The 16,546-nt window shown below is 41.8% G+C and carries 16 protein-coding genes; 2 read left to right on the top strand and 14 right to left on the bottom strand.

Annotated elements, in window-relative coordinates:
* Positions 1-7 precede the first annotated feature (7 nt).
* The 13 genes from aroA to purN all read right to left on the bottom strand — a co-directional run bounded on the left by aroA (position 8) and on the right by purN (position 15,087).
* On the bottom strand, positions 8-1,336 hold the full coding sequence (gene aroA, locus IKB69_RS04020; RefSeq protein WP_290946331.1) for a 3-phosphoshikimate 1-carboxyvinyltransferase: 1,329 nt from the start codon (positions 1,334-1,336) through the stop codon (positions 8-10).
* Positions 1,336-3,675 carry a phenylalanine--tRNA ligase subunit beta gene (gene pheT / locus IKB69_RS04015; RefSeq protein WP_290946329.1) on the bottom strand — a complete coding sequence of 780 codons (2,340 nt, stop codon included), beginning with the start codon at positions 3,673-3,675 and terminating at the stop codon, positions 1,336-1,338. Before pheT ends, aroA begins: the two co-directional genes overlap by 1 nt.
* Complete coding sequence (pheS, locus tag IKB69_RS04010) at positions 3,675-4,664, bottom strand: phenylalanine--tRNA ligase subunit alpha (protein WP_290946554.1); 990 nt, start codon at positions 4,662-4,664, stop codon at positions 3,675-3,677. Before pheS ends, pheT begins: the two co-directional genes overlap by 1 nt.
* A 301-nt stretch (positions 4,665-4,965) precedes the next feature.
* Complete coding sequence (locus IKB69_RS04005) at positions 4,966-5,718, bottom strand: extracellular solute-binding protein (protein WP_290946327.1); 753 nt, start codon at positions 5,716-5,718, stop codon at positions 4,966-4,968.
* Between the two features lie 88 nt (positions 5,719-5,806).
* Complete coding sequence (gene flhB / locus IKB69_RS04000; RefSeq protein ID WP_290946325.1) at positions 5,807-6,886, bottom strand: flagellar biosynthesis protein FlhB; 1,080 nt, start codon at positions 6,884-6,886, stop codon at positions 5,807-5,809.
* Positions 6,887-7,969: an aminofutalosine synthase MqnE gene (gene mqnE, locus IKB69_RS03995; RefSeq protein ID WP_290946323.1), complete on the bottom strand. Its 1,083-nt coding sequence runs from the start codon at positions 7,967-7,969 to the stop codon at positions 6,887-6,889.
* Between the two features lie 28 nt (positions 7,970-7,997).
* Positions 7,998-8,855: an ankyrin repeat domain-containing protein gene (locus IKB69_RS03990; protein WP_290946320.1), complete on the bottom strand. Its 858-nt coding sequence runs from the start codon at positions 8,853-8,855 to the stop codon at positions 7,998-8,000.
* A gap of 9 nt (positions 8,856-8,864) precedes the next feature.
* Positions 8,865-9,350, bottom strand: coding sequence for an HIT domain-containing protein (locus IKB69_RS03985; RefSeq protein WP_290946318.1), 486 nt, complete (start codon positions 9,348-9,350; stop codon positions 8,865-8,867).
* A 24-nt stretch (positions 9,351-9,374) separates the two neighbouring features.
* Positions 9,375-10,847, bottom strand: coding sequence for a UDP-N-acetylmuramoyl-tripeptide--D-alanyl-D-alanine ligase (murF, locus tag IKB69_RS03980; RefSeq protein ID WP_290946317.1), 1,473 nt, complete (start codon positions 10,845-10,847; stop codon positions 9,375-9,377).
* Positions 10,848-10,855: 8 nt separating this feature from the next.
* On the bottom strand, positions 10,856-12,064 hold the full coding sequence (locus IKB69_RS03975; protein ID WP_290946315.1) for an alpha/beta fold hydrolase: 1,209 nt from the start codon (positions 12,062-12,064) through the stop codon (positions 10,856-10,858).
* Positions 12,061-13,110 (bottom strand): D-alanine--D-alanine ligase, encoded by a 1,050-nt coding sequence (locus IKB69_RS03970; protein ID WP_290946314.1) that lies wholly within the window; start codon positions 13,108-13,110, stop codon positions 12,061-12,063. Before IKB69_RS03970 ends, IKB69_RS03975 begins: the two co-directional genes overlap by 4 nt.
* Before the next feature lie 136 nt (positions 13,111-13,246).
* Positions 13,247-14,446: a cation:proton antiporter gene (locus tag IKB69_RS03965; RefSeq protein WP_290946312.1), complete on the bottom strand. Its 1,200-nt coding sequence runs from the start codon at positions 14,444-14,446 to the stop codon at positions 13,247-13,249.
* Entirely contained in the window at positions 14,446-15,087 is a 642-nt protein-coding gene (gene purN, locus IKB69_RS03960) for a phosphoribosylglycinamide formyltransferase (protein ID WP_290946310.1), read from the bottom strand. Before purN ends, IKB69_RS03965 begins: the two co-directional genes overlap by 1 nt.
* A gap of 209 nt (positions 15,088-15,296) precedes the next feature.
* Here purN and IKB69_RS03955 point away from each other — a divergent pair, with 209 nt between their 5' ends.
* Both IKB69_RS03955 and IKB69_RS03950 read left to right on the top strand, forming a co-directional pair.
* Positions 15,297-15,509, top strand: a complete 213-nt coding sequence (locus IKB69_RS03955; protein WP_290946308.1) for a hypothetical protein — start codon at positions 15,297-15,299, stop codon at positions 15,507-15,509.
* 148 nt (positions 15,510-15,657) lie between these two features.
* Positions 15,658-15,963 (top strand): hypothetical protein, encoded by a 306-nt coding sequence (locus tag IKB69_RS03950; RefSeq protein WP_290946306.1) that lies wholly within the window; start codon positions 15,658-15,660, stop codon positions 15,961-15,963.
* Positions 15,964-16,084: 121 nt separating this feature from the next.
* Here the strand turns inward: IKB69_RS03950 and IKB69_RS03945 are convergent, their stop codons facing one another.
* Positions 16,085-16,480 carry a diacylglycerol kinase gene (locus IKB69_RS03945; RefSeq protein WP_290946304.1) on the bottom strand — a complete coding sequence of 132 codons (396 nt, stop codon included), beginning with the start codon at positions 16,478-16,480 and terminating at the stop codon, positions 16,085-16,087.
* Positions 16,481-16,546 lie beyond the last annotated feature (66 nt).

Below are 16,546 nucleotides of genomic sequence, written 5' to 3'. Positions count from 1 at the left end.
TCCTTATCTAATAATCTAGCAAACGCACTTCTGTTATCTCACGCAAAATCTCTAAAAAATTGGGAAACGACACGCCTATGCACATTTCATCATCAATCGCTACCCCTAGCCGTAGCCCCATAATCGCAAAGCTCATAGCGATCCTATGATCCCCAAAACTACGCAACAAGATAGCACTAGAATCTACCTTTTTAGATTCTAGCCCATTGCTTAAACCATCTATGCCAAAACCATCTTCTTTCTCTTCGCAGACAATACCTAGCGCAGTAAGATTGTTAATAATCGCGTGGATTCTATCTGTTTCTTTCACGCGCAACTCTTTGGCATTACTTACTTCACTACGCCCACTAGCAAAGCAGAATGCTATGGCAAGTGCTGGCAGTTCATCAATGAGCCAAGAAATATTATGGCTCACATTCACTGCCTTTAGTGGGGCGCTTTGCACATAAATATCGCCCACTTCTTCATAAACACACGCTTTGTAGCGATACTCAATAATCACACCCATAGATTCTAACACCTTAAAAGCCTCAATGCGTGCGGGGTTTAGCAAGACATTTTTTAGCAATACGCTAGAGTCTGGAGTGATCGCCGCAGCCACCGCGAAAAAAAACGCACTTGATGGATCAGCGGGGATAGCTATATCAAGTGGTTGTAGTTTATGGCTTAGTGGATTGATAGTAATGCTACATAGTCCCTGCTTGCTCTCTTTAGCGATCTGCGCACCCATACCACAAAGCATTTTCTCTGTATGATCCCTTGTGTGCTCTCTTTCGCTATACACACTAGAATCTTTAGCAAAAAGCGCGGCAAGAATGAGTGCGGACTTTACCTGCGCGCTAGCTATCTCACTTGTAAAGCGAAAGCCCTGCAGCTCTCCGCCAACCACACTAAGAGGCGCATAGCCACCACTTCTACTATAAATCCGCGCACCTATGCTTTGCAAGGGCTTTATCACGCGATTCATCGGGCGAGCGTGTAAATACTTATCTCCACTTAGGACAAAGTAGCCATTTTGCGCGCTTAAAAGCCCTGTATAAAGGCGCATTGCAGTTCCTGCATTTCCGCAATCAAGCACAGAATCTGGCTCTGCAATTTTGCTAGGAGGAGTGAATATAAAGTTTCCTCTACAGCTCTGCTCTTCCACCTTTAGCCCAAGCTTCCTAGCTATTTCAAGGGTATGGAGTGTATCTTGTGCGAGTAAGTAATTATGCACGACACTTGGGGCTTCAGCCAGCAAGGCAAACATCGCACAGCGATGAGAGATTGACTTGTCTGGTGCGATAGAATCTATCTCTTTGTGAAAGCCTTTAGCTCTAGGGGTGATAGCTAGCATTATACTTTCAACTTCGCGCTAAACTTCTGCTCTAAACACGCTAGCACTAATTGGATTTTACTTGCAAGCTCTTCTTCTGTCAAACTCTTTTCCTGTGCTCGAAACACTAGGCGGATTGTAAGTGCAAACTGCGTATTCTCATATACATCAAGTGGATAAACTGCCTCTAAATCTTCTATATCTGACGCCCTAATAGCTTCTTGTATCTTGTAAAATGGTGTGCTTTTATCGATGATAATTGTAATGTCACGGATATTTGCGTGCAGTCTTGGATACGGCTTGGCAGAATCTAGCACGCGTGCTTTAAGCGTGTAAATTTGCACATAGAATGCATCGCAAATATCTAGGGACTTCTCAAAGCTTGGGTGAAGCTTGGCGATAAGTCCTATAACCTTGCCATCTTGCATAATATCTGCACAAATATGTGGGTGGGCGTTTTTGGGTGGAGTGAGTGTCTTTACCAATGTAAAGTCGCCAATAATCGCACTAACTTCTTTAGCAAAACTATAAAAATCCCATTTTTCTCCCTTGGGATAGGGATAGGCTTCTTTAGTCTTTAATCCACTTACAACAATACCCAGCTCCTTGCGCTCTTCTCTCCTTGCGTTATATACACTGCCAATTTCAAATAGCTTGATGCTTTTAAAGCCTAGGTTGTGGTTGCGACTTGCAGATTCAAAGAGAGCTGGGATAAGGCTCGTGCGCAAAGTGTCAAGCTCACTTGTGATTGGGTTTTGCAAATCAAGGCTAGGCTCTAGCACTTCATAGCCCCACTCAAGTAGCTTAGATCGCTGGTAAAATACATAGTGGATACACTCATAAAATCCAAGGGTAAGCGCGCTCTTAGCGATTGCTCTAGCGTTTTGATGCGCGAGCAAAGTAGTAGTAACATTAGACTTCTGCGCACTTTTGTAGGGAAGCGGCTGGATATTTTTAATCCCATAAATGCGCAAAAACTCTTCTGTAATATCTTGCACGCTAGCAATATCGTGGCGATATGGCGGAGGTGTGATATGTAAAAATGCTCCATCACCGCTTGCTTCAATATGGAAATTAAGCTGCTTTAGCACTTGGGCGATTTCTTCTTTTTGCACATCTTTGCCGATTGCTTGCGAGATCGTGTGAAAATCCATAGTGATTAAACACTGCCCACTCTCCTCGGTCATATCAAGCTCTTGATAGCCAGAATACACAGAACACTCAGCATAAGCATTAAGCAGCTCGCACAGCAAACTAACTCCCATTAATAGCTCCGTATTGCTCCCACGCACCGATCGATAGGTGGTAATGGGATCTTGTTCTATGCTATGAGAAAACAACGCTTTAGCAAGCATTTCTGGTGGTGTGAAGCTTGCTTGGATAATAGCAAGGCTTGGGTAGGATTCTAGTGTCTTGGCATAGTTTTTCACTCCAATAACACAAAGTTTATTGCCTTGAGCATCAAATACACACTCAAACCCCTTTTCATCTTGACGCACTTTAAGAGCAGTGGGTGTTTGCGCCTGCTCTGGCAAGGGATAAATATCAAACATTACCCCACTCATATACATAGCAAATCGCTTATGATTCTCTAATACATTATCACTCAAAAGTCCATTATAAGAGAGCATAATCTGCTCTTGTAGAGCATTTTCTATGCGATCAATTTGCACGACCTTATACAAAAGGCGCGATTTGATGTGGCACTCTGCAGAGAGATTGATCGCACGCCCTATACCAAGAGCTATACCATACTCCTTTTCTTTTGGGGTTTTGACCATAAGATTATGGGCTGAAGCTAGCTCTCTAGCAATGCCTAGGACACATAGGCAGTCCCCCCTGTTTGGCGTTAAAGACACTTCTATAAGATGCTGATTGAAAAAGGCATAATCACTAAGCTCTTTGCCTAGCACAAGCTCGCCAATGCTAGAATCTAGCACCATAATCCCATCATTAATCACACTAAGCCCAAGTTCGCTAGAAGAACAGATCATCCCATAGCTTTGCACACCTCTTAGCGTGCTTTGCTTGATTGTCAAAAATGCTTCATTTTCGTTTTTTGATGGGAGCTTTGCGCCCTCTAAAGCTAGGGCCACAAATTGATCTTTGGCGACATTCTTAGCACCGCATACAATTTGCAATGTCTTTTCCCCAATATCGACTTGACAAATATTGAGCTTATCAGCATTAGGGTGTGGGACCTTTTCAAGCACTTTGCCCACAACGACATTTTTAGAGATTTGCAGTCTATTGCACCGCTCAATCTCTATACCTATATCATTAAGCGTTTCACAAATCTGGCTTATACTAAGATGCTCTATATCCACAAAATAGGATAAGAAATGGCTAGAAACTATCATCAAAACTGCTCCAACAACCGCAAATCTGTCTCAAAAAAGCTACGCAAATCCCCAATACCGAGACTTAGCATACAAAGCCGCTCCACCCCCATACCAAAGGCATAGCCACTTACATCTTCATAGCCAACAGCCCTAAATACATTATCATCAACCATTCCGCACCCTAAGACTTCAAGCCAACCAGTGTGCGAACATACACGACAGCCATTACCTTGGCAAAATACGCAAGAAATATCCACTTCAGCACTAGGCTCTGTAAAAGGGAAAAACGAAGATCGAAATCGCACCTTAACATCACCAAACATATAGTACAAAAAGCTCTCTAGCACATACTTTAAATGCGCGAAATTTACCGCCCCTGCCCTATCGACTACAAGCCCTTCTACTTGGTGAAACATAGGCGAATGTGTAAGATCATAATCCCTGCGAAATGTCTCTCCGGGGCAAATCATCTTGATCGGAGGCTTTTGATCAAGCATTGTGCGAATTTGCACAGGAGAAGTGTGGGTGCGCAAAAGTTTATTATCGTGGAAATAAAAAGTATCTTGCATATCTCTTGCGGGGTGGTATTCTGGGAGATTGAGTGCAGAAAAGTTATGAAAATCATCTTCTACAAGCGGACCCTCGCATAACTCATAGCCCATACGCGTAAAATACTCGATAATTTTGTCTTTTGTGTAGTTGATAGGGTGTCCTATGCTACGCTTGCTACCTAGATTAAATAAGCTTACATCAATGCTCTGCGCACTCAAAGCAGATTCTAGCTCTATAGATTCTAGCTCTATAAGCTTTGCTTGAAAATGCTCTTCAAACTCTTCGCGTAGGCTATTTAGCGAAGTAGCAAACTGCTTTTTCTCAGCTTCTGGGAGAGATTTAAGCGTACTGAAACACTCTGTCAAAATTCCCTTTTTCCCTATGGTTTCTATGCGGATTTGCTCTAGGACGCGAGTGCTTTGCGCAGTACGGAGCTTATCAAATGTATCTTGCATAGCCACTTGTGGATCATTTGGGCTGCTTACTTTAGGGTTTCTCGGCATTTTCTCTCCTATGGGTTTTTCGAGATAATATTTATTTCAAGGGTTGAAAATTTGGCTTGCAGGCACTTCGGGCGCATTGTAGCGAGAGAATCCTTAATTTTTGATTGCCATTAGTTTGTGTTAAACACTTGCTCTAGCATAATGAATTAGAAAACTTGGATAGAGATTTATACAAGCAGATTCTAGCTAGCGAACACGACAGACTAGCTAGAATCTAAATATGCGTAATAAAGTCTATGATAGTCTTAAGGCATTAGTTTGTTTGCCAGCCCCATTTCTTCCACACTTGTTCTGCATCTTTAGATCGCACAAAATCAACAAACTGCTGTGCTACATCTTTTTGCTTAGAAGTGTTGCTTACAGCAATTTCTGCCGCTCTATAAATCACTTCATCTGCTTTAAGGCTTATAAAAGTCGCGCTTTCACTCCCTAAAGTGTGCGCCCAATGAGACCAAATAATTAGTGCATCAATGCTTTTATCTTGATTCCATTTCTCTACGGCTGCTTTAGATGTTGGTGCGTAAAACACAATATTGTTACGCAAAGCGACGAGATTTTCTCTCTTACCCTTGCGCAATGCAATATCTTCATATAGCCCAACCTGCCCAGCCCCAGCGACAACCATTACTTTTACACCCTTTTGTAAAATATCGTCAAAGGTCTTGATTTTCTTTGGATTACCGGCGCGCACAACAATCCCTGCTTGACGGATATTGAGCACTTGGATATTGTTTGTTTCAAGCTGTTTTGGCAAGGTTTTGACAAAGCCGTCCATCATTGATGAATTACCAGCAAAAATAATGTCTGCGTCTTTTTTCGCCTGCTCTATCCACGAGGACGCAGGACCAGCGACTACTTGAATCTTATGTTTTGTCTGCGTCTCAAACTGTTTGGCTAGCTCTTTAAGCACTGGAGCAGGACCACCCGGACCATAGACTATTATATCTGCCTTTAATGCACTTCCCAGAAGTAGTAGCGCACCAACACTGCATACTATACGCTTCATTTAGATTCTCCTTGTAGATAATGTAGAGCGCGAAGTGTAGCAAATGAATCTTAATCGCACAATAAAGCCCTTTAGATTCTAATAGAATCTACTGCCACTCATAAGGTTTTTTACCCTTTAGCTGGCGCAGTCGCTCTACTTCCACAAGCACTTGAATCACAGCAGTGAAGAACACCGGTGGGATTTGCTGGTCCAAATCCACATCTTTATAGAGACTACGCGCCAGCTTTGGATTCTCTATAATTTCTATATCATTGTGCCTAGCGACATCTTTAATACGAATAGCAAGATGATCAATGCCCTTTGCCACCACTCTTGGCGCGGAGTCTTTTTGCGGGTCAAAGGCTATTGCTACAGCATAGTGGGTAGGATTGGTAATGACAACTTTAGCTTCTGGGACTGCGCTCATCATACGATTCATTGCATTCTTACGCATAATTTGTCTTATGCGGGCTTTTATCTCTGGATTCCCCTCGTGCTGAATAAACTCATCTTTGACTTCTTGCTTGCTCATTTTCAAGGTTTTTAAATATTGTCTGCGCTTTAGCGCAAAATCAATCAACGCCATAAAGGCAAACACCCCAAGCATAGCTCCTATTAAAATCAGGCTTTTATCACGCCACCACAATACTTGCTTCATCAGCTCAAAATGCGCTACACCGGCAATATCGTGCAAAAATAGAGCCAAAATAATCCCCCCAACAACCAGTGCCACAAGCACCTTTAGCGTGATCATTCCTCCATCAACCAATTTTTTAATAGAAAAGACATTTTTAAAACCACTAATGGGATTAATCTTGCTAATTTTTGGCTTGATAGCCTTTAGTGTTAGCAAGAATCCAAACTGCATAACATTGCCTACCACGCTCGCCACTAAAAGCACTAAAAAAATGGGCAAAAGCATAATCCCAGCCGTGCCAACTAAAGTCCAAATAATTTCGGATACATCACCTTTGGTTATATCTTCTTTAGGGAATGCAAGCGCATAGACATAGATTCCACGAAGCTTCTCTAACCAAAATGGAAACAGCACAAAAAGCACCGCAAGCCCCACAAACATTACCATAACCCCACTTACCTCAGGGCTTTTAGCGACATTACCCTCTTGTCTGGCTTTTTCTAACTTATGCGAGGAAGGGGCTTCGGTCTTTTCCTGTTCATCTGCCATCTAGCATACTCGTAGCTCATTATAAAGACTATCGCGCTCTACGGGGATAAAGCCCGCATCTTTAATGTAGTGGATAATCATCTCTTCACTCATACCCCTCTTAGACTTTGCGCCAGCAGCAGATTGTATGCTCTCAAACTCAATAGTCCCATCCATATCATCTGCACCAAACTCCTGGGCTAGGAGTGCGACATTGGTGCCTAAAGTCGCCCAATATGCCTTAATATGTGGGATATTTGCCAATACGATTCGAGCAATCGCTATAGTTTTGATAATTTCTTGCCCACTTGGTGAGATTTGAACATTGAGATAATTATTATCGCGCTGATAGAGCAAAGGGATAAAAGCATTAAAACCACCGTTTTTAGATTCTACAATTTGCGTATCGCACTGCGCATTGGCTAAACGCAACATATGATCGAGCCTATGCTCCCTAGATTCTATATGTCCAAAAAGCATAGTCGCATTGCTCATCTTACCAATGGAGTGCCAATGTGTGTGGATCTCAAGCCATCTGTTTGAGCCAACCTTGCCAGAGCAAATATGCCTACGCACCTTTTCATCAAAGATTTCCGCCCCACCTCCGGGCATAGAATCTACCCCTGCGCGTGCCATATCTTCTAGCACTTTTTGATATCCTATTCCAAACTTCCTGTCAAGGTAATCCACTTCCGCAGCAGTCATCGCTTTTAGGTGGATTTGTGGCACTGCGCGCTTCAGCTCAGCAAAACAGGTCATATACCACTCGTAGCTATAATTTGGACTATGGGCTGAGACAATATGCACTTCTTTTGCGCCATTTTTGTGTGAAGCAATTGTTTGCGCGATGATTTCATCAATGGTCATTTCATAAGGGTTTGGATTCTTTCTGCTTGCTGAAAATGCACAAAATTTGCACACATCAGCACAGATATTTGTGGGGTTAATATGGCGATTCATATTGAAAAATACCTTTTTACCATACTTTTTCTCTCTCACGGCATTTGCCGCTTGCCCTAGGGTAAAAATATCATACTCATACAATTTAGCTAACTCACTCGCACTAAACTCCCTCCCTTGCAATACCTGATCCAATATATCCATATCTCAATCCTTATATTAATGTTAATCTCTACCAAATCCGCACTTCTGTCTTAGTGCTTTTATACAATCTATCATCAGTCCCAGCAACATCATACTCTATAGCAAAGCCGTATTTGACACGCGCTATACCTCCATCTTTAATTCGCACACTCTCATACGCTGCGCCTGTGATAGGGAGTGCACCCACTGCCACGCTTGATCTTGGTGGGATCTTCTTGCCCAAACTTTGGTCAGAAACAAGATTGTCATCCATATATAACGCCCCATAAGTGATGGTTACAAATTCATCAGTAAGATTGGTTATTGTAAGGCTCACGCTCCCTGACCCCACACGAAACGCAGAGCTTACTAGGCGGATATGCTTATCTTCCATACTCATTGATGGGACATTAACATTGGCTAAGATGTATTGCGCTGGAGTATCGCCTTTATTGTTTTGTATATACATATTTGCTCCATAATTCATAAGCAGTGCAATCATCTCACTATTTCGCGAAGCAGTAGCATAGTGCAAAGCAGTATTACCGCGGATATTGTCTTTGATATTAGGGTTTGCGTAGTGTTTTAGCAATGCTTGAGCAAATTTAAGATTATTAAACTGCACGACTTTATGCAAAGCAGTCTCTCCATGAGAGATGGCATTCGCATCAGCACCCCTGCGTAAAAGCAAGTAAAGAATCTCCATATTATTCTTCCTAGAAGCATCATAAAGAGGCGTACTGCCACGAAGCCTAGCATTTACATCTGCACCCAAATCTACGCCTTTTCTCACATCTGCATAAGTATTTGAAAAGAGCAAATAATCGTAGCGATTCGCCTGCAAGTAAACATAAGCAACACACAGTAGCAACAAGACTCTAGTAAATACCCTACCCTTGCTTTTCATTACGACTCCTTATGTCAAATGTATAGCAGCTAACTCTTTAACTTGCTGATAGATAGCCTTAAAATCCACACCATAAGTGCGACACTCACTAATCGTGGTGAAAAAGTTCGTATCCGCACTAAATCTAGGCACAAAATGCCAATGCAAATGCTCTGGTATCCCTGCTCCAGCAATTTGCTTAATATTCATTCCCATATTTATGCCTTGCGCGCCAAATGCTTCTAGCAAAGCTATGCTTTTATGTGCTAGATTACTTAAGTGCAAGAAGCTTTGCGTGCTTAGAGCACTAGGAGAGTCAATATGTTCATAGGGGATTAGCAGAAAATGTCCGGGTGTGTAGGGGTAGCGGTTCATCACACCATAGCACACTTCATCGCGGTAGAAAACGAAGTTTTTCTCATCATCTTCAACATTTAATGCAATAGCGCAAAATGGACAGCCAGAATCCGTGCCTGTAAAATACTCACTTCTCCACGGAGCGTAAATATGCTGCATCAATACTCCTTATGTGACTTAGCCTTAAATGTAGCTTGGCGCATCATTAGCAAAATACACCAAATCTCCATTATTTACCATACCCTTTAGCACATTTTCTAGCTGGGTTTTATCTTTTAAGATGACGCGCTGTGTGTGCTGCAATGCTTCAGCCATTATATCACTATTGCGCTCCCCTGTAACAATAGCTAGATCAAAGACTTCATCAATGGCGCGCGCAAGCTTGTGATTGGACTCTTTATCACTCTCAATGAGTCCGGGCGTAACGATAACTTTCCTTCCTTGATAGAGATTGCAAAGTCGTATGCCCTCTAGCATACCATTGATATTACCATTAAAGCCATCATCAATGATTGTTTTGCCATTGGAGATAGAGAGATTGAAGCGGTGTGGGATTGGAGAAAGCTTTTTGACAAGCTTTTGGATTGTAGTAACCTTCATACCCAAATAATGCGCCACCATCACTGCCACAGCGATATTATCGACATTAAATCGCCCAAGGATATAAGTCTCAAACTCCACCCACTCACCATCTAGCTTCATCTCAAAGCGCGTAGATTCTAAAGTCGTTTCAATATTGCGCAAAGATAGCGGATAAGTTTGTATAAGAGCTTGCTTACTAGAATCTATATCGTTAGGTAGCGTGTTTTTCTCATAGACAAAGATCTTTTGCAAGCGGTTAGATTCTAGTAGCTCAAATTTTGTTTTTACTATGGATTCTAGAGATTTAAAATACTCAATATGGGCATTACCTATCTCGCCGATGACTCCAATTTGCGGATGCAAAAGTGTGGCGATCTCTCTAATATCTCCCTGCATCCTAGCCCCAGCTTCAGCGATATATATATCTGTACCAAAAGCTAGGTTATTGTTAATATCTGCAACAATACCCTTAAAAGTATTAATACTGCGAGGCGTGAAGTGGAGATTATACTGCCCTTCCAAAATCTGAGCTAAGAAGTTTTTGATACTTGTTTTACCAAAACTTGCTGTGATCATAATGATTTTTAGATTGTGCATCATTGCTAGCTTGTCTTTGGCTAAGGCGGTAAAATTGCGTAACAAAATTGCTTCATAAATCTCGCAAATAAACGCCCCAAAGATAAAAGGCATAAGCCATAGATAATACAATGAAGTCGCATCAAAACCAATAAATATGGCTTCATTAAGCACAGCAAAAATCGCAATAATTCCAAAAAATCGCCACACTCTAGGCGTGAAAACTATCCTTTTATCAAGCCTAAAAGCCCACATAATCAACATAGGCAAATACACAAGATACAAATACGCATAAAATACCACACCAAAACCAAGTGCAAAAAGTGCGAAAAACACTACAATAGGCAACACAAAATACAGCAAATGCCATCGCCATTTATGGTGCTTAGTGATTACGCGAAGCGGATTGTAGCTATACCACTGCAAAAGAGTGATGGTGTAGTAAGAAATCCCAAGCAAGAAAAATAATCGAGAAAATAGCTCTAAAATATGAATCATCAATTCTCCTATGTCAAGATCCTAAACTCACTAGACTCTAACCACTCCTGCCTAAGTGCGCAAGGCTCACTACGCACTTCTTGCACCTGCGCCCTGCTTGGTCCCAATCGCAAGGCTTGCAAAAACTGCTCCAAGCTTCCACTATCCCCACACGCAAATATCTCCACGCTCCCATCGGGGAGATTTTGCGTGCTACCACAGAGTGCTAGCTTATCAGCCTTAACCTTAGCAAACTTCCTATATCCCACACCCTGCACTCTGCCACTTACCTTAATATGCCACGCTTGCAACTGATACATAGACTCTATCCTTACTGCTTGATTGATGAAAAAGTAATGATCCCCACTTAAGACAAATAGTCTGCTATCTGGAATAAGCGCGTGAATTTTCTCACCAGATTCTAGTGGTGTGTCCTTATCATCTCTCCCCCAAAAGATATATACCCTATTAGTGCAAGTAGCAAATATAGGGGAAAAGTCCTCATCAACCACGCGCTTAAAAATGTTGTACATTGTGGGATTAAGTGTCCTAGCATCACTAGCACGCAAAAATGGTAAGCGGATATGCACTAGCTTGGCAATCTTAGCGCAAGCAATCTTAGCGCGGACTTTCAAAGGCTTTTTGCACACAATGCCAGCAGAGCTGAGTAGCACAATCTCTCCTATGCGTGTGCGGTGAGACTTAGCTTTTGGGCTAGAGTCCTGTAACTTGGTGAGAGTTGGTATGTTTTCCCTAGAATCCACTTTTTGGTTATCGCTTTGAGACTCTAGCATTTTCGAAAAGCCAACGCCAGAACCAAGCAGAGCCGAATCTTCAGCCCTAGAGTCTATCTCAGCACACATCACAGCCACTTTACCACCAAAGCTATGCCCCACAATAATATCCGCTCTAATACCAAGCTCACACAAAAACGCTAGCACAATATGGGCATAATCACTTGTGTCTAAAATCCTTAATTCCTGCGTATGCAAGCCAGAATCCAAAGTGGATTCTGGCTCTTCTCCATAAGGGCTAGCACCAAAGCCGGGTAAGTCAATGTAGTAGTGCGTATAGTCAGCAAAGCTTCTTGCAAACGCTTGGTACATAAGCTCCTTATGACTCCCCCAGCCGTGTAGGAATACAATATTCCTAGACTCTTGAGTCTTTTGGCAAGTTTGCTTAATATAGGCTATCTCAAGCGACTCTCCTAGATAGGTAATCCTACGGCTTGCCATCATTTGCCTTTTGCTGCACGGATTTTTTGCACATAGTTGTAAGTGATTTTGATAGGTTTAGATCTTGGCAGGGCTTGTGAGAGTGCTTGAATATGACTCGGAAAATTCTCAAAGAGATAGTGCGCCATAGAGCCGGGAATTGGGTTGATCTCATTAAGATAAATTTCACCATCAATGACAAAAAAATCACATCGTATAAGCGCGCCTACAAATATATCACCATAAATGCGCCTAAAGGATTCTTGCAGTTTAGATTCTAGCTCTTTATCTATATTAGCTTGTCTTGTCTGCGTGGTGCGAGAAAAGTCTAAATACTTATCGTCAAAGCTTAGAAGCTCTGTTTTTTTAGGCTCTTCAACCATAGAGAAGACCATTTCCCCTTGGGCGTTTTTATAACCCGCTAGGTTGTATTCCCTAACACTCTTATAAAATGGCTCAATTAGTATCTCTCTATCATAGCTAAAGGCAGAATCTAGCGCGTATTCCACATCGCTTTGCTGCTCTACGACACTCACGCCTATGGAACTACCAAGTGTGGCAGGCTTTACAATAAATGGGTAGGCAAAAGAGCAATGCACTTCATCACCATAACGATAATACTCGTAGGGTAGAGTTTTTACCCCGATATGTACGGCATAATTTTTAGTCAAAATCTTATTAAAGCTAAGTGTGCAGGCAGCGACTCTGGGGGCAATGAAAGGGAGTTTATAAAACTCAAGCACGCTTGAGACCACGCCATCTTCTCCATCTCCCCCGTGGATAAGACTTAGCACCACGCCCACATTATTAAGCCTCTTGCTCCCAAAGAGCCCCTTATAGCAAAGCCCCCCTAGAATCCACTCTAGCTGCTTGCATTGCTTATACTCCCCTGTGGCAAAAATTTTTGCCTGCATTTTATCCGCTGGGATAAGATAAAGATGATGCCCACCATCAAGGAAAATAAAATGCGCGATATTATCTCCTAGGACCTTTTTTAAACTAATGGCACTCACAATGCTAATCTCGTGCTCAAAACTCGTTCCACCAAACAACACACTAACCTTACTCAACACCTAACTCCTTGCATAGATTCTACTACTTCCACATCATACTTGCACGCCACTAAGGGCATAAATGCAAAAAGCGAAAGTATAGCTAAAAGTACAACTCTCTTATTAGTATTTGGCAAGTTTAGCACCTTGTCCCTTAAGATTCTAGCGTGCTTTTACTAGGACTAGGCTGCTGCCATAGCGTATAAAGTAGCTTTATCATAATGCTAAACACCACGCCCTCGATCATCGCTGCTAAGATAAAGGCATAATATACATCTTGGCTAATAGCGTGCCAATCAATAGCAATCTTTGCCGTGGCGACAAGAAAGGTAAGTGGCATAGAATCACTAAGAGCAAAGAGCATTACATCTTTGGGACTACGAAAATACTTGGCAAACGCCACATTTGCTGCTACAAGTCGTATCACAATCATTCCACCCGCGATATATGCACCATAGATGATATAAATGGGATTAGAGATGATAAGTGCTAAATCAAGCGTGCTGCCCACATAGATAAAAAACAGCGGGACAAAAAACCCAAACCCCACATCATTGAGCTTATGCACCAATTCGTGCTTATAGGAGAAAAATATCGCTACAATCATTCCAGCTAAAAACGCTCCAAGAGCTATCTCTAGATCCAAAAACAGCACCAGTGCCACTAGCACGATAAAGAGCATCATCACAAAGCGGATATCCTGATTGCTCAAGTCGTTATAAGGCATAATGTAGAGTTTAAGATTAGGAAACCACCAAAACAGAATCTTAAATAGCCAAAACAACCCCACAATCACTACGATAAACGCGCAAAGCACCGCCAAACTCTCATATAGCTCCCACGAGTTCCCATAATGGTAGAATCCACTTATAAGCGTGAGTACAGCAATACTTACCACCTCTCCTATAACCCCTACGCGTAGCGCAAGCTCTAGCCACTGTTTATCTTTACCATAGTCTTTAATGAGCGTCATAATCATACCAAGACTCATTACAGGAAATGCCGCGATAAAGATTTTATTAAGCCCAAACACTAGCACTAGTGTGATAGATAGCCCATATAGCACGAAAAAATACACCAAAACATTACGCAAAAACTTTTTCCCAAGATTTTGGAAGCCGCGTAAATCCACCTCCATACCGCACAAAAACATCAAAAACAAAAATCCAACTTTAGCCATTATAGCTAGGCTTTCACTTGCCTGAAATATTCCAAAATACAATCCCAAACAACCTAGACACATCTCCACGACAACAACCGGGATCTTACTCGCCTTTGCCAAAATAGGTGCAATAGCAATGAGCAAAGCGATGATGGCAAAATTGACAAAAATATCACCCAAGATATGTTCCATTATCGCTCCTGCTCATTAGATTCTACCCTCTCGCCAAAGACTTTAATGATAGCTTCAATAACGGCTTTAGGATAAAGCTTATGCTCTAGGGCGTGGATTCTGCTCTCAAAGTCCTGCAGGCTCTCTCCTGCTATTTTTGGAAGCTTCTCTTGCATAATAATCGCCCCAGAATCTAACTCTTCATTGACCCAATGCACGCTAACACCCCCAAAATTCTCTGCTCCATTAAAACTATCAGCTATGGCGTGCGCACCCTTATAAAGTGGCAAAAATGACGGATGAATATTAATAACCCTAAACTTTTCTACAAACTCTTCCCCCAAAATCCGCATAAATCCAGCTAAAACCACTAAATCTATCTTATAGCTCTCTAAAGCTTGTGCCAAGTTTTGCTCAAATAGCGCGCGTGAGACAAAGTCTCTATGATCGATCACCTTGCACTCTAGCCCTAGATTTTTGCAGCGCGTAATCCCATATGCGTTAGGGTTATTACTAATAGCTAGAATGATATGTGGTGCTAGATAATATGGGCGCAAGGCAGTAGCAATTGAGTGCTCTTGCGCAATGATATTTTCTAAATTACTACCATTACCGCTAAATAGTATTGCTACGCGCACCTGTACTAATCCTTGATCTCGCATTCTCTCTCTTTGTTGGTAAGCTATAAAATCGCACATTATAGCAAAATCCTTGCTACACGACAAAGCTCCCAAGCGGCGAAACAGAAGTAGCGCGCATTGTAAGCGACTTTTAAGGGGGGTGGGGTGGCTAGAATCTGCTCTACATAAACAATAAGGAGTTTGTATGAGAATTGTTGTAACTGTTGCTATGCTACTTATTGGTAGTGCATATGCTGGTGCATAAAGAATCTGTAGAAAAAGATTTGTTTGATTGTTCGGTTAATAAAATTCGAAGTAGTTCTTTTTATAGTGGATCCACAAGTGATGTTAAAATGGTTTGTGCGTATTGTGCTGGCAAGCTACGCGACCAATATGATCTAGAAGATCATATTGTAGAACGCGATTATGTTGGGCGATTTGACATTTTTAACGATTGCGATTAGGGATTTATTTAAAGAGGATTTATAAAGCAGTAAATAACTAAAGCTTATTTAAACGTAGAGTAGCAACACATCTTTTGAGACGGGATAGGACTTCAGTGGTAAATTGAATAGGGATAGCTTGCAGAATAGATTTAATAAAAGGACAAGAATGAAAAAGTTAATTTTATTATCGCTATGCTTGCTTTATATGCAAGCTGGAGAGCAGGTAGTATGTAGGGATAGGAATTACGACAAATTTTTTAAAGAAAGTCTTCGGTGGAACATTAAATGGGAAGTTAATTTCTATGAAGGCGGCGATGACTCTAGCGATGCCATTGGTGTGGAAATACAAACTCCATATCTAGTAGATGAAATTATTAGCAAAAATATCGGTGGCATTTTAGATGAAGCTATAAATTCTACAAGAGAAATGTTGATAGCTGGGGGACATTGCAAGAAAGTTGTCTTTGAATAAGGAACAAAAATAAGTTTAAAACTACGCTTACATAAAAGACCTAAAAGATGATCAATTCACTTTCTAAGTACCGCCAAAGTGCTAGAATCTAGCCCAAGCCATAAGCTTAACTAGTTAGATTTTATCTACTAGTTAGCCATTCATACACAAATACCCCCCACACCAGCACCGCAAACCCCAAGCTCAAAAACTGCGCCGCACTACCCATATCTTTTGCCTTTTTAGCAAAGGGGTGGGGCTCTATACTTGTGTGATCGATCGCATTTTCTATGGCTGAGTTAAATAACTCCACAATCACGCAAAGCACTCCGGGCAAGATCAAGAGTACCTTTTGCGCAAAGCCATCTCCAAACCATAGCCCAAAAACCAGCCCAAGAGTAGCCACCATAACCACCTGACGAAACCCCTGCTCCTCTCTCCATGCAGCCAAAATCCCATCTTTAGAATACAAAAACGCATTGCGCATGCGCACCAAGCCATCTTTACCTTTTTGCGCATTACGCTTGGAGCTATCCACGCTAGTCCTTTTTAGATTCTACTTTAGACTCGGTAGAATCTAGTGGTACTTCTTCAAAACTAAATG

The organism is Helicobacter sp., assembly GCF_017502485.1.
Lineage (GTDB): Bacteria > Campylobacterota > Campylobacteria > Campylobacterales > Helicobacteraceae > Helicobacter_B.
This window is presented reverse-complemented; position numbering and strand designations above follow the sequence as displayed.